Source organism: Pseudomonas sp. 2,4-D (assembly GCF_030418155.1).
GTDB lineage: Bacteria > Pseudomonadota > Gammaproteobacteria > Pseudomonadales > Pseudomonadaceae > Aquipseudomonas > Aquipseudomonas alloputida.
This window is the reverse complement of the sequence record NZ_JAUHUI010000004.1, coordinates 112,026-125,926: the sequence shown is the minus strand read 5'-3', so window position 1 is coordinate 125,926 and position 13,901 is coordinate 112,026. Positions and strand designations below refer to the sequence as shown.

Below are 13,901 nucleotides of genomic sequence, written 5' to 3'. Positions count from 1 at the left end.
GTCAGCTGAGAGATTGCATCTGTCCTAGCCATGGACGCAGTTCTTAGTGACGACTTCCCCGGCAGCGAACCGGAAAGTGCTGTTCAGAGAAATTATCGCTGGGGGATAATTATTGCTGAGTCATAATTTCAACTAATTCTCCAGCCTCCGAATCGGCCCTCCTGCTTTTGGGCTTGTGATCCGATCAGAAAGGGGCTCAAGCGATATAACGTGGTGGCGTCATAGCCGGCGTTTAGCCGAATTCTCGAATGGCCTGCTGCACCTGCATCCTTCCGTCTCAGCATTGCATCGATTATTCGGGCAGCAGCCCGCCTAAGGCTTAACGCTCTCGGCTACTAGCTCCGCTATACCTTGCCGCACGGCATCAATGTTGTCGTCGAGGGTCGCCAGGGCTCCGTTCACATTGCCGACCACTGCGCTCGCTCCTCGATTACCAACCCATTTGGCTAGCTCTTCGACGGCGACACGCAGGCATTCTAGTCATGGCTGAGGCGCTCAAGGACTTCAGCAGCTGTCCGTAGCTCTTTCATGATTAGCGTGTCCTGGTGAGGTGGCAGTAGACCTTGTACACGGCCTCGGTTAGTAAAGCTGGTATCTGATCCTAACGTAGACTTCGCAACAAGCGGAGCGCGTAACCTTTATGGCTGCGGCCTCGCTGAACGCAGCCTGCATGGCCGGGTAGTGGAGATTGCTGGCCATCGTATAGCAGGGCTGGGAGGCACCTTCGAGTCGCAAGTCTGGCTACCAGGCAGCCCTGATACCGGCATCCAGAACTACGGGGACTTCCTCGAGCGCTTGGCGCTCAGACCTCAGCACGAAGACATCGTAGCTACGAAGCAGCAGAAGGAAGCGCAACGGTATTCCGTTGGCGTCGCGGAGCATGTGGATTTTTGTTATGGGGCCGCCGCGACTGCGGCTTAGAGCGTCGACAGGCTCGTCAGGCCCCTTTTCCCGGCTTACGTACTGCCGTTGAGTCGATCATCCAGGTTTGCAGGTCGATCAAATCTTGCTCATTCAATCTCAGGTGCAAGTCTTTTAGCAGCTGATTCAATATCCTCTGGTTTCGCCAGCCCCGAAATCATTGATACACCGTCGGCCACGGGCCAAATCGATCCGGCATATCTCGCCAAGCAGCACCAGAGTAGAGCACCCAGACCACGCCATCGAGCATTAGCGGGTCGCTCAGACGCGGTCGCCACTGGCCATGGGTTTCCATGAGATCGGAGATCACATCTCAGGCCTCGTCCGAGAGTAGGTATTGCATTGCTATCACAGAATTCTTTTCCGTAGATGGCAGAGAACCCTACAGAAATTCAGCTTCCGAAGGCCTCGATTCAGCTTCTCGGGAATTCATACGGAACCTAGGGGGGGGGAGATCGGCTATCTATGCCAAGGGACTGAAAACTACGCCTAACTGCAATGCGTGCGCAGTCAGAAAACATCACCTCAGGGTTGACCTCACCATCTCGAAAAGCGTCATCTGCTAGGACGCGCTTTACCCATAAAAACCAAAAATCATCTTAGGAGCGTACGAACCCTATACCGTCCGTCGGACGGGGAGTCCGAAAAGGGACAGTGCGGTCAATAGATAACTTGTTGATTTATATGAAATTTAGTCAGAAAGTTAAATAAACGATATATATATATTGACACTTTCTTGCGGAAAAATCAATAAGATTTCGCCGTGTGGCTTTTCGAGCTGGATCGATTGAACTAGTATGGGGCTTAATTAGAATTCGTTTAACTATTGAGCAAGAAAATTTCGAAGCCCAGTATGCATCGCTGAATTTATTTGCCTCTTAAAATAAGATAGGTGATATTTATGCGATATGGCCAAGCCGTTGGTGAAATTAAGATTAATATGATATCTGAACTTCCGGCCATTCAACCAATCGCACTGGGCGGCTGTCCATGCTCAACTAGTTTAGAGGATGATAATGAAGAAATAGATGAGGCACGTTTCTACCCTTCGCCGGGTCTATTGAGTGATGAGTTTCGCTATGTTCCGATTGAGGACGCAGAAGCTGCAGCGGTTTATCACTATCCTGCCTTAGTTCATAAAGCGGACGGCTCGCCGTGGATGCTAGGCAATCTTTACCTTACGGATCTAGCTTTTGATTACCCCCCAGTATCTCGCTCAACTTTGAAAAAGGTTGCATTGAGTTTGGTCGATTTTATCAATGTTATGGTGGATCTTGAAATTGACATTTTTTCTTTCCCTTTGAGGAAGTCAGCGCGCCCCACTTATGCATACAGTTCTTATTTGAGTGAGAGGGTAGCTCTGAATCCAAATGCGTTTGAGACTTCAAATCAACATGTATCAAGGATTGAGGACTTCTACCGTTTTCTAGAGTTGAAGCAAGGTTTGAAACCGGAAAATCCGATGTGGAAAGAAGTAAAGAAAACTTTTCGATATGTTGATCAGCATGGATTTGGCAGGTTGAAAGAGATAATTGTAACCGATTTGCGCTTGAAGTCTAGAAGCCGTTTAAAAAAAGGCGGGGCTAATCGAAAGTTAAGGGCTTACGATGAAGATGAGCAGGTTGCAATCATTGATTCTCTTCTTGAAATCGGCAATACAGAAATGACTTTAGCTTTTCTAATGGCATTAATGGCCGGCCCTCGAATGCAAAGTGTGTTTACTATGCCAAGATCAGTATTGTCAGGTAGCCCAGGAGCAGACTATCTGTCATTACCTATCGGGTTGGGGGCTTTAATCGATAGTAAATATGATGTTCAAAATAACTTATTTGTTCCCTTGTTTTTGGTTGGCATGGCGAAGGTGTATTTGAGATCTGAGCGATACAAGGCGCGTGATGAAAAGTCCTATTTGGCAGGACGGAAAGATAACTATATTTTCCTCACGAAGTCAGGGCGGCCGTATTATTCGCAAAAAAATGATCCTAATCGCGGTAAGTATAAAAACCCACAGGAGGGCGGTGCTATTTACGCCTTCATACGCAATCAACTTGAACCGTCCCTTAAGCGTAAAGGGCTTCAGATTGATGTGAATTTCCATAATCTCAGAGCTACATTTGCGAACAACTTGGTGAAGGGGCTTCTAGATCTGTATGAGAAGAACAAACTTACAATGACTCAAGTTGTGCTTACCGTGAATGAGCGACTGGGTCACAGGAGTATTGAGACTACGGAACAATATATCGAAGATATCAAGCGTGAAAAAGTTCAAGCGCTAAGTCAAAGCAAGTGGGAGGAGTTTCTCGAAGTGCGAATAAAACGCGCGTTTGGCGAGGTGAAGGCGAATGACACCCCTAATAATGAAACCGATAGTCCTGTCTGAAATTTCTGCCAGAGATTGCTTTGGGCTGATTGCAGAGCTTCAACCTAGTGAAATTGCTTTAATAGTTCCATGTGCTGGTGGTTATCTTAATTTCGCAGCTCTAGCGTTCAAAGTGCGGGCGCACAACGGTCTTAGATCTAAGAGTGAGGTTCTAATTTCTAGTTTTGACGCCGGGCAGGCATGTTTTGTAAAAGAGTGGGCATTGGCGATGGCTGAAAGGTATTACCAAGGGGTAGCAGCATCTAGTTTGAAAAAAGAGTTCTTTAATGGGCGCTGTCTGATTGAATGGTCTGAAAAAAATGGTCATCCTCAGCTGTTCAATAATTGTGAAGAGTTTCATCGTGCCTTAATTGGCTACTCGAAATACCTAAAATCGAGTGTGGGGGAGGGAAGGCACAATAATACAGCCAATTATGCCTTGAATATTGCAATGGGGCTTAGTGTGATTGCTTTTCCTGATGTGGAGTACAATTTTTATATCGGTATATCGCCTATTCCATACTGTAAGGATTCAATAAGTCACACTGAGCCTCCGGCGACTGAAGAATTGGACGATTTCATTTATCCGATATCTCAGATGTTTATAAACCTTTATGATTTCATCACTGGGGGTAGACGTCTGCCTCATTCATTTGTAATCGGTGATGATACAGTCTGGATTCTTCTTGGTCATCAGCTGTTGATGTCTGAATCAGTTCTTCAGGGATCATTTCGCGAGTGGGGTACTTTCCCATGGAAATATGTACGAGATCGAAGCCTTGCTCGCATGAAAGAGGAAGGCAAAGATTTTCATGAATGTGTGCGGGACGAGATGTCCGTGCTTGATAAAAAACGTTCGATGCCATATCCACATAGAAATTACTATAATCCGGGGCGGAAGTTAATCTTTCCGGAGTCATTATCTGGTAGGCCACTTCATGCCTTGTGCAGGCTAGCCCATGATTGCTTTATTTCAATGTTTACTTTGGCTACAGCTGCAAATTTGCAGCCTCTTCAAAATATAGTTTGGGACGAGTTCTCTTATATGGAGCGAGGGGCGCAAAATCAGCGTGTAATAAAGAATCGTGCTCACAAAGAAGTAAATATTGGTTTTGAGGCACGGTTTGCAAAAGAATTTGAATGTTATCTTGCAGTTAGAAAGATTTTAGTGGGTGAGTCTGATTTCAAGTTTCTTTTCGGGCATTTCATATATGGCAAGGCGCCTTGTCAAATGCCCGAACAATACCCAGGGGATATGCTGTGGCCGCTCAAGAAATTTGTTTTCCCTAAAATTGCTTTTTTGGGAATGAAAAAATTAAGGGCGTACCACTTGCATCATAAAAGGAATGTGGATGGTGTATTAGTGTCGTCGATGGCCGGGAATCACAATATTAGGACATCGCTGGAGTCATATTCGACTGGTTATATGGAGGCGAATATTGAAGAGGCAACCTTGTTTTTTACCGCTGTCGGAGATCGAGCGCGCGAAATAATGGTATCTAGTAAAGATATATCATCGGGAGGATGCGCAAGTGGTGCCAGGGATTCCGATCCGATGTTTGATAATGGTTCTATAGTTTCTGATTGCAAGAATTTCTTAGGATGTATTTTTTGCAGAAACTTCTTTGTTCATATTAATGAGGTTGATATTCGGAAAATATTTAGTATGCGCTACGTAATTGAGCAGTTCAAATTGATTCAGAGTTCGGCTGCCGAGTTTGATGAGTTTTGGGGGGCATCGATTGTGAGGCTGAATCTCTTGATTGATAAACTGAGGTCGTTAAATGAAGGCGCGAAAGCCATTTGCAATAAGGTTGAGAAAGAAGTCTATGACGCAGAGGAACTCTCTCCTTACTGGCAGAGAAAGCTAGATATGTTGGTTCGCATAGGAGTACTAAGATGAGAGCTGCTAGATCTACTTTTATCCAAGAATATTTGCCTGGAAGTATTGAGTCTCCTTGGAGTTCCGACTCTGAGGCTTTCTCTTACCCTGATCCGCTGTTTGTAGTCTCCGGAACTGTTGATGGACAGAATGTAACATATTTCTATCAGGATACTTGGAGGCTACATTTTTTATCTGAAACATTGAAGACGAATGATACTCTTCATTTTGCTTCTTCTGGTGGGGGAAGTTCCTCTAGGGAAGCCCTAAATGTTGTGCAGTCGAAATGTGTGATTCTTGTTTTGCTAAAGCATGCTTTAAAGTCGGTTGGGGTTCCTCTTGGGATTGCATCGTTGAATAGGTATAACATCTTGCTGGCGCGTATTCGTGAGTACTGCTGCAAAAGTAAAGTGACAGTTCATCAGGCACTTTCAGATCCTCATCATGTTGAGGAAATTTTTAACAAGTGGATAAATGAGTCGAAGCCTAAGACTATTGATTTAGAGGCGTTGCTTATTAAGCTTTCATATGTTCCATTTCGCTATCTAGGTTTTAAGCCAGCACCTAGGCGGGTGATTTCAAAATCAAGCCAAAGTCAAAAGGCAAAGTCGTATGCGCAAACAGCAGTGATTCCGCCGTCTATTTATTTCCAATTGCTCAATAATTATAAGGCTGTGCTGGATAAATTTTCATCAAGCTTCGACGGTATTCGTCATTTTGTTTTAAAGGCATCAAGAGATAAAAAGTTTGCAAGGAATAAAAAAAGAGCTGGAATTTTTATGGAATGCGCTTGTGATATCGGGCTGGCTGAATATTTCAAGAGCTATAATGTGGGTTCTTTAAAGTCACTGTCAAAACATATTGGAATGGTGCAGTACTGTTGTATTATGTTGATTTATGTTTTTTCGGGTATGCGCAACTCTGAAGCTTACAGTCTTGGTGGGAAGTCTCTCAATAGGGTTATTGATGGTGAAAGCGGCGCTGTTAAGCGGCGTTTTTTGCTAGGTGTAACAACCAAGTTGAAGGTTCGCCCTACTCCAGCTAAGTGGGTTACTTCTGTTGATGTGGAAACCCCATTTTCAGTAGCGTGTAAAATAGCTGAGTTAATCTATAATGTTCATGGTATTGACTTCAATAGTCAGCCGATTTTTATTGCGATTTCGTATTTGCCATTCAGCCCTGGTTTAGCTGCGCCTGATTCATTGGGTTCTAAAAGACCCGTTTGGGGAAATTTTGATCCTGAGTATTATGAGCCAATGCTGAATACCCCGTTGATTAGTGAAGCTGACATCTGTGTGCTGGAAAGTATTACACCCACTCGCATGTGGCGGGGTGAGCAGGAATATTCCATTGGAAAAAAATGGCCTTTGTCGATTCACCAGATTAGGCGTTCAACTGCTGTGTACGCCATACGTAGTGGCTTGGTAAGTCTTCCTGCTCTAAAAATGATGCTACAGCATATTACTATTGAGATGTCTATTTATTATGCTCGCGGTTCTAGTTTTTCGCCTGATTTGCTTAAAGAAGCAGGCAATGATAAGGCTGCTTTCGTGAACGTTTATCAGAGCGCTGAGTTGCAAGTTAGAGCTTGGCAATATACGAATGAGTTTATATTTTCAGATGAAGTTCTCCATGGGCCGCATGGTATTTGGCTGCGTGGGAAGGCCAAAGCGCTCCGTGAACCAATTAAATACGCAGAAGTTTTGGAGCAGACCCTCGCGCGAATGAAAAAAGGTGAGCTATTTTACCAGCCGACAGTTGTTGGGGGATGTATTTCTACTGAGGTTTGTCACAAGCGAATTTCTGTAAACTTTCTTGGGTGTAATGGCTGTAAGTCTGCTGCCATCAAGCCCTCAAAAGTCCTAAAGCTCATCGAGGTTCAAGAGGCTCTGGTTTCTACATGTGAGCCTAATAGTCCAGAATTTAACGCGGAAAACCAAACTTTATTCGAGCTTAAAGAGTTTTCCAAAACCATGAGGGTGGCCGGGTGATGGACGACGGTCTAAAGATTTACTGGGATGCGTTGAGCCGTATGGAAGAGGGTATCCCATTGATTGTTTCCCCTGACGCAGAGATTAACTACGATACAGTAGCTTTAGAGGCTGGGCGAAGTCGAGGATCTCTGAAGGTAAGCCGCCCGCAGCATGCAAATATTCGAGATGCGATAGAACGAGCAGCGAAGAAGGTCAACGATGCCCACTCTGCGGGCGTCCCAGTTAGCAAGGCTGAGCTTAAAAGGAAAGTTAAGGCAGAGCGCGAAAGGGCAGAAAGTTTCAAGGCACTGTCAGACCAAATTCTTGCTCGTGAAATCATGTTGTTGCGGCATGTCGCAAAACTTGAAAAGGAAATTGATCGGCTTGAGGGGCTACGAATTGTTAAATTTCCAAAAAAATAACCACAGTTGGAAATTTGCCAAGAGCGCTTTGAGAGTGTGATGTTGATCTAGCGAATAGTTATGGTGCATCCCGCACCTGATATTTATTAAATCAAAACTTCGGTAGCAACAAAACTATATGGTCGTCGATTGCATATCAGGTTACCTTATTCAGAGTCTCCTCTGCAATTTGAAGTTTTCGCCCAAAGCCCCGCGCCTTTAATACTCAAACGTTACTCTAGTAGGGCTGCCTTATGCAGTCAGAAGTCCCGCAGTTCGTGATGTCCGCACCCAGTGTTTAATTTCTCTCGGTTAATAAATTATTTGAGCTAATCAAGTTGGTGGCATTTGAGTCATGCCGTGGTCAGGTTTTGGCGAGCTATTAGATGCTAAGCCACTTTAAGATATCTATCTTCTGGCTGTACACATGCAGCTCTAGAGTACAATGTTTTCGCTGTTAACTATAGAGTATCGCCAAGGAAGCGCGCCAGCGCCCACTGCAGCAGGGTAGGGCTGTGCCAGTCGCTAAGGTGCTTGGCCACGCAAGCCGCCTGCAGTACGGCAGGCGGTAACACGGCATAGCCCAGGCGCAGCTCGGGCAGCAAGGTCTTGGAAAAGGTCCCGACATAGGCGACCAGTCCATGCCGGTCCAGACGCTGCAGCGGGTCCGAGGCTGGCCCGTGGTAGCGGAACTCACAGTCGTAGTCGTCTTCGATGATCAGTGCACCCAGCTCGGCGGCCCGCGCAAGCAGGGCATGCCGGCGTGGCTCGCTCATCGGCATGCCCAGCGGGAACTGGTGCGAGGGTGTGACGTAGATCAGCCGGGTGCCGTCGGCGATCTGTTCCACGCACAGGCCCTCATCATCCACCGGCACCGATTGCAGGCGTGCACCCAGGGCAAGGAACAATTGCCGTGCCGGCGGGTAGCCAGGATCTTCCATGGCCACCTGGCAGCCCGGTTCGACCAGCACCCGGGCGATCAGGTCCAGCGCCTGCTGGGCGCCGTTGCACACCAGCAGGTCGGCTGCGCTGCAGTGCACCCCGCGCGAGTAGGCGATGTGGTGAGCAATGGCTTCGCGCAGTTCCGGCAAGCCCTGGGCCGGGAATTGCCGCTCATGGTGGCGCTGGCTACGGCGCAGGGCGTAGTTCAGGCAACTACGCCACTGGTCGAACGGGAACTGTGCCTTGCTCGAAGCACCACCGACGAAGTCATAGCGCGATGGCGCCTGCAACTGGCGTTGGCTGAGCACGGTGGCGCGCTGCTGCCAGCGCTCGAGGGAGGCGGCGCCGGCCAAGGGGAGGGTGGCTGATTCATTACTGCGCAGCGGATGGCGTGGGGTGACGAATGTGCCACGGCCGACCACGCCGCTGAGCAGGTTATCGTAGGTCAGCCGCGAATAGGCCTCGGCCACGGTCTTGCGCGATACGCCCAGTTGTTCAGCCAGCAGACGGGTGGGCGGCAGTTGGGTGCCGGCGGCCAGGTGGCCGCTGTCGATACCATCGCGCAGTTGCTGGTAGAGCTGATCGGCCAGGCCTTTGCGGCCATCCAGGCGAATGTGCAGTTCCATGGGCGGGTCCGGAGCGGAGGATTGCTCAGGATAGCGGATTGGCTGCGACTCAGGTGCTTGTCACAGGCTACGAAGAGGCCGAGCCAACCGCTCAGAGCCGAGCGGTGCTGACGGTGATATAGCCTTTTTCTGCCAGGGCAATGCGTATCACGGTTTCGTCTTCCGGCGCGTTGCGGTTGCGCTTGATGCGCACGCCTTCAACCGTCGAAGCTTTCATATGCTCTGAAATGGCCCGCCCGTTCGCGTCGAAGAACACCTCGCTGGCCAGCAACTCGATGCGTTCGATCAATTGACGGGAATGTTCATCGGTGGCGCAGAAGAACATGACCCCCGACAAGTGCGGGTCGTTGTCGGGGTTGGTCATGTCATGGGCCAGCATTTCGCGCAGGCTGCTGCGCAGTTCGGCGATGGGGCGGGCGTACGGGTGCATGCGGAGCCTCCTCTGGGTCGCGACCTTGCGTCCTCCAGTGCCGATCATGTTTTCTGTGGGCAGGGGCGGCAAGTAGGGCGCTTCTGAGAGAGGCGTAGGAAACTTCTTAAGATGCTGGGCGGTGGTCGAACCCCAGGGTCTACAAGGCAGCAGCCCCCGCCTTGGCCACCTGGGCATCCTGTTCGGATTTGACGCCGGATACACCAATGGCGCCCACCACCTGGCCTTTCACCCGCAGCGGCACGCCACCTTCAAGGCTGGTCAGCAGGGGGGCGGTCACAAATGCAGTACGGCCACCATTGACCATCTCTTCATAATCCCGCGTCTCTTTGCGCCCTAGTGCGGCGCTGCGGGCCTTTTCCAGCGCGATGTAGGCACTGGCCGGTGCGCAGCCGTCCAGGCGTTCCAGGGCCAGCGGGTGGCCACCGTCGTCGACCACGGCGATGGTCACGCTCCACTGTCGGGCCTGGGCTTCCTGGCGGGCGGCGGTCAATACACGGGCGATTTCGGTCTGACCGATAACGAACTTGCTAAGCATGGTCGGGCTCCGGGTTCAAGGCTGCTTCGACGATTTCGATCCAGTGGCGCACGGGCGTGCGACCAGCTCCGTCGAGGTGGGCCTGGCAGCCTATGTTGGCTGTGGCAATGAGGTGCGGTTTACCGCTTTCCAGCGCATTCAGACGATTGTCGCGAAGTTGCAGTGACAGTTCAGGCTGGGTCAGCGAATAGGTCCCCGCCGAGCCGCAGCACAGGTGGCCATCGGGCACCGAGGTCAGGGTAAAGCCAAGCCGCGTCAGCAACGCTTCTACCGCGCCGCCCAGTTTCAGGGCGTGCTGCAGGGTGCATGGACAGTGGAAGGCCAGCCGCTGTTCAGCGCACAGGGCCAATTGTTCGATCGGCTCATCGCGCAGGATCTCCACCAGATCGCGGGAAAGGGCGCTGACCCGTGCCGCCTTGGCAGCGTAATGGGGGTCTTTCTCCAGTAGGTGGCCATAGTCGCGGACAAACGCGCCGCAGCCGCTGGCGGTCTGCACGATAGCCTCGGCACCCGCTTCGATGGCGGGCCACCAGGCATCGATATTGCGCCGTGCCCGCTGCAGGCCTTGCTCCTGAGCATTCAGGTGGTAGTCCACCGCGCCACAGCATCCGGCCTGCCGGACCGGTTGCACACTGATACCCAGGCGGTCGAGCAGGCGCGCAGCAGCGGCATTGGTGTTGGGTGACAGGGCCGGCTGCACGCAGCCTTCCAGCATCAGTATCCGGCGCGCATGGCGCACTGCCGGACGCTGGCCGGGTGTGGTGACCTGCGCCGGCAACTTGCGTTTGACTGAGGCCGGTAGCAGCGGGCGCAGCACCTGGCCGCTACGGGTCAGGGCCTTGAACAGTGCCGGGCGCGGTACCACCGCAAGTAGGCCCTGGCGCAACAGGCGCTGGCCGAGCGGGCGTGGCACCTGCTGCTCGACCACTGCGCGGCCGATGTCCAGCAGATCGTGGTACTTCACCCCGGATGGACAGGTGGTTTCGCAGTTGCGGCAGGTCAGGCAGCGGTCCAGGTGCAATTGCGTGCTGGCGGTGACCGGCTCGCCTTCGAGCATCTGCTTGATCAGGTAGATGCGCCCGCGCGGGCCGTCCAGTTCGTCGCCCAGCAACTGGTAAGTTGGGCAGGTGGCAGTGCAGAAACCGCAATGTACGCAGGTGCGCAAGATGCGCTCGGCTTCGTCGGCGCGGGCCAGACGGCGCGATGTTTCGCTAAGGTTGGTTTGCATGGGCTGGCCTCACAGGTCCGGGTACAGGCGACCAGGGTTGAACACCCCCTGGGGATCGAGCTGCTGCTTGAGGGCGCGGTGATAGCGCATCAGTGCAACCGGCAGCGGCGGGCTGCTGGCTGCACCGGGGGCGTAGCAGGTGGCGTGGCCGCCCACCTTGGCGACCTGGTCGCGAATGGCCTGCGCCGGTGCACAGGTCTTGAGCCAACGCTGAGCACCCCCCCAGTCGATCAGTTGCTGGCCGGGTAGGTCCAGCTCGCCGGTAACGGTGGGTACGGACAGGCGCCACAGAGGGGCGTCGTCGGCAAAGAACGTCAGGCGCTGTTCGCGCAGGTCGGTCCAGAAGCGGTTATCGAGCGTTTCGCCCCCCAGCCGCTGGCGTGCCGACTGCACTGACCCTTCGCCGCCTTCCAGGCGCAGGTACAGCGTTTCGCCGTCATGGCAGGCGGCGCTGATCGGCAGTGGTTGCTGGCCCCATTCGGCCAGCTCGACCAGCGCTTCATTGCGGCCCATCGCCAGGCGCAGGCTCAGGCACAGGCGCGGCCGTGGCAGCACTTTCAGCGAAACCTCCGTCAGCAGCCCCAGGCATCCGAAGCTGCCCGCCATCAGGCGTGACACATCGTAGCCGGCGACGTTCTTCATCACCTCGCCACCAAAGCGCAGCAGCTTGCCGTGGCCGGTGATCACCCGTGTACCCAGTACAAAGTCGCGCACCGACCCGGCCCACGGCCGTCGCGGGCCAGACAACCCGGCCGCGACCATGCCGCCCAAGGTGGCCTCGGGGCCCAGGTGGGGTGGTTCGCAGGGCAGCATCTGGCCGGCCTCGTGCAGGGCTGCCTCGATCTCGCGCAGGGGAGTACCAGCGCGGGCCGTGAGTACCAGCTCGGTGGGGTCGTAGCTGACGATGCCGCGGTGGTTGCGGGTGTCGAGGACTTCGCCAGCCACCGGGTTACCCAACATCGCTTTGCTGTTGCTGCCCTGGATACGCAGCGGCGTACCTTCGTTCAGCGCCTGGTTGACCTGCTCCAACAGCGTCTGGCTCATGTCGCGGTCCATGCTCATCAGAAGCGCTCCAGCTCGGGGAAGGGCAGTTGCCCCTGGTGCACGTGCAGGGCGCCGAATTCGGCGCAGCGGTGCAGGGTGGGAATGTTCTTGCCGGGGTTGAGCAGGCCCTGGGGGTCGAAGGCGGCCTTCACCGCGTGGAACAGGGTAATTTCGTCGCTGTTGAACTGCGCGCACATCTGGTTGATCTTCTCGCGCCCCACGCCGTGTTCACCGGTGATGCTGCCGCCCACTTTCACACACAGCTCCAGAATCTTGCCGCCGATCGCTTCGGCACGCTCCAGCTCGCCGGGCAGGTTGGCATCGAACAGGATCAAAGGGTGCATGTTGCCGTCGCCAGCATGGAACACGTTGGCCACCCGCAGGCCGTACTCCGCGGACAGGTCGCTGATGCCCTTGAGTACCCGTGGTAACTCGCGGCGCGGGATGGTGCCGTCCATGCAGTAGTAGTCGGGGGAGATGCGCCCTACGGCCGGGAAGGCGTTCTTGCGCCCGGCCCAGAAGCGAACGCGCTCGGCTTCGTCGCAGGCCAGGCGCACCTCGCGGGCCCCGGCTTGCGTCAGCACGGCGGCGACGCGCTCGCAGTCGTCGTGAACATCGGCTTCCACGCCATCCAGTTCGCACAGCAGGATCGCCGCCGCGTCCACCGGGTAGCCGGCATGGATGAAGTCTTCAGCGGCGCGGATCGCCAGGTTGTCCATCATCTCCAGGCCACCAGGGATGATGCCGGCAGCGATAATGTCGGCGACTGCCCGGCCAGCGTCCTCGACGCTTTCGAAACTGGCCAGTATCACCCGCGCCACCTGGGGCTTGGGCAGCAGCTTGACGGTGACTTCGGTGACGATACCGAGCATGCCTTCGGAGCCGGTGAACAATGCCAGCAGGTCGAAGCCGGGGCTGTCCAAGGCATCGCTGCCCAGGCTCAGGCGTTCGCCCTCGACCGTGAGGATGTCCACCTTGAGCACATTGTGTACGGTCAGGCCGTACTTGAGGCAGTGCACGCCACCGGCGTTTTCGGCGACGTTACCCCCGATTGAGCAGGCAATTTGCGAGGAAGGGTCTGGTGCGTAGTACATGCCATGGGGTGCGGCGGCCTGGGAAATGGCCAGGTTGCGTACGCCCGGTTGCACGCGGGCGTAGCGCCCCTGCGGGTTGACCTCGAGGATGCGGTTGAAGCGCGCCATCACCAGCAGGATGCCCTTGGCCAGCGGCAGGGCACCACCGGACAGGCCGGTACCGGCGCCACGCGCAACCACCGGTACGCCGCGCTGGTGGCAAAGCTTCAGCAGCGTTTGCACCTGCTCCAGGTGTTCGGGCAGCACCACCAGCAATGGCACTGTGCGGTAGGCCGACAGGCCGTCGCATTCGTACGGTTTGAGGTCTTCATCGCGGTGCAGGATTTCAAGGTCCGGCAGGGCATCGCGCAGCGCCTGCAACAGGGCGGCCCGGTCCACGTCAGGCAGCACGCCATCGACGCGTTCGTCGTACAAGATATTCATCGGCTCACTCGGCAACGGTTTTTATTGTTGTTGGCAAAGC

At 53.5% G+C, this 13,901-nt stretch carries 9 protein-coding genes and 2 pseudogenes; 4 read left to right on the top strand and 7 right to left on the bottom strand.

The features are described from left to right. Positions 1–840: 840 nt before the first annotated feature. A pseudogene (locus QYE47_RS05540) lies at positions 841–1,216 on the bottom strand (transposase); the annotation flags it as partial. A gap of 606 nt (positions 1,217–1,822) precedes the next feature. Here QYE47_RS05540 and QYE47_RS05535 point away from each other — a divergent pair. Genes QYE47_RS05535 through QYE47_RS05520 form a run of 4 tightly spaced genes read left to right on the top strand, consistent with a single transcriptional unit; the run spans position 1,823 to position 7,557 of the window. After that, positions 1,823–3,301 (top strand): site-specific integrase, encoded by a 1,479-nt coding sequence (locus QYE47_RS05535; protein ID WP_155766706.1) that lies wholly within the window; start codon positions 1,823–1,825, stop codon positions 3,299–3,301. Further along, positions 3,279–5,183, top strand: a complete 1,905-nt coding sequence (locus QYE47_RS05530) for a hypothetical protein (protein WP_301158918.1) — start codon at positions 3,279–3,281, stop codon at positions 5,181–5,183. The genes QYE47_RS05535 and QYE47_RS05530 overlap by 23 nt, the downstream gene beginning before the upstream one ends. Beyond that, positions 5,180–7,153 (top strand): hypothetical protein, encoded by a 1,974-nt coding sequence (locus QYE47_RS05525; protein WP_155766708.1) that lies wholly within the window; start codon positions 5,180–5,182, stop codon positions 7,151–7,153. Before QYE47_RS05530 ends, QYE47_RS05525 begins: the two co-directional genes overlap by 4 nt. Continuing rightward, positions 7,153–7,557 (top strand): hypothetical protein, encoded by a 405-nt coding sequence (locus QYE47_RS05520; protein ID WP_070383782.1) that lies wholly within the window; start codon positions 7,153–7,155, stop codon positions 7,555–7,557. Before QYE47_RS05525 ends, QYE47_RS05520 begins: the two co-directional genes overlap by 1 nt. Before the next feature lie 449 nt (positions 7,558–8,006). Here QYE47_RS05520 and QYE47_RS05515 read toward each other — a convergent pair. The 6 genes and pseudogenes from QYE47_RS05515 to glcD form a co-directional block, all read right to left on the bottom strand. Continuing rightward, positions 8,007–9,104 (bottom strand): annotated as a pseudogene (locus tag QYE47_RS05515) (PLP-dependent aminotransferase family protein); the annotation flags it as partial. A gap of 91 nt (positions 9,105–9,195) precedes the next feature. Further along, positions 9,196–9,534: a hypothetical protein gene (locus QYE47_RS05510; protein ID WP_012051955.1), complete on the bottom strand. Its 339-nt coding sequence runs from the start codon at positions 9,532–9,534 to the stop codon at positions 9,196–9,198. 139 nt (positions 9,535–9,673) lie between these two features. Next, entirely contained in the window at positions 9,674–10,072 is a 399-nt protein-coding gene (locus tag QYE47_RS05505) for a heme-binding protein (protein WP_014590529.1), read from the bottom strand. Then, positions 10,065–11,300 carry a glycolate oxidase subunit GlcF gene (glcF, locus tag QYE47_RS05500; RefSeq protein WP_014590530.1) on the bottom strand — a complete coding sequence of 412 codons (1,236 nt, stop codon included), beginning with the start codon at positions 11,298–11,300 and terminating at the stop codon, positions 10,065–10,067. The genes QYE47_RS05505 and glcF overlap by 8 nt, the downstream gene beginning before the upstream one ends. A gap of 9 nt (positions 11,301–11,309) precedes the next feature. Then, positions 11,310–12,362 (bottom strand): glycolate oxidase subunit GlcE, encoded by a 1,053-nt coding sequence (gene glcE, locus QYE47_RS05495; protein WP_014590531.1) that lies wholly within the window; start codon positions 12,360–12,362, stop codon positions 11,310–11,312. Continuing rightward, positions 12,362–13,861 (bottom strand): glycolate oxidase subunit GlcD, encoded by a 1,500-nt coding sequence (gene glcD, locus QYE47_RS05490; protein WP_019438348.1) that lies wholly within the window; start codon positions 13,859–13,861, stop codon positions 12,362–12,364. Before glcD ends, glcE begins: the two co-directional genes overlap by 1 nt. Positions 13,862–13,901 lie beyond the last annotated feature (40 nt).